Here is a 563-nt window from a genome sequence, read left to right on the forward strand (position 1 = left end):
ATTATATCTTTACCAGCGCTTCGCTTGCCAGATCCCTGCAGCGTCTGTGGGTCGACCGAAAGGCAGTCGGCTCGGACCATCTGCCGGTGTGGGTCGAACTGGGCTGATGGCCATTCATCTGGCGGCGTTTTCGCGTTCGACGATCGCCATCATGATCGTATCGCGGTATTCCCCGTCGACATGGACGGCATCGCGCTGCACGCCCTCCCTGACAAACCCGACCTTGTCGTAGAGAGAGATGGCGCGAGCATTGTCGGAATGCACGGAGAGTTCGATGCGGACGAAACCGGCCCTGCGCGCTTGCGCCAAGGTTGCATTGATGAGCCGCAGTCCAAGCCCTCGCCCCCGATAGGGAGGAACAATCCCCATCCCGAGGGAGCCGCGATGGGCATGGATGAGCCGATCATGGCGTGAGATGTCGCACCAGCCGACGACCTCGCCACGAACAACGGCCACGAACCCCGGATCGCCTCTCCCGATACGATCCATTGCGAAACTTCTGACTTGATCCAGCGGTGGCGCCTCAAGGAAGGACAAGTACTTTCGCTCACGCGCTACGACAT

Annotated in this window: 1 protein-coding gene and 1 pseudogene; one reads left to right on the top strand and one right to left on the bottom strand. The window is 60.4% G+C overall.

Annotated features, from left to right (window positions below):
• Positions 1-107 (top strand): annotated as a pseudogene (locus EN994_RS36610) (EEP domain-containing protein); the annotation flags it as partial.
• A gap of 7 nt (positions 108-114) precedes the next feature.
• Here the strand turns inward: EN994_RS36610 and EN994_RS34470 are convergent.
• A partial coding sequence (locus EN994_RS34470; RefSeq protein ID WP_164746577.1) for a GNAT family protein occupies positions 115-563 on the bottom strand: 449 nt, incomplete at its 5' end.

Source organism: Mesorhizobium sp. M7A.F.Ca.CA.002.09.1.1, assembly GCF_003998555.1.
Lineage (GTDB): Bacteria > Pseudomonadota > Alphaproteobacteria > Rhizobiales > Rhizobiaceae > Mesorhizobium > Mesorhizobium ciceri.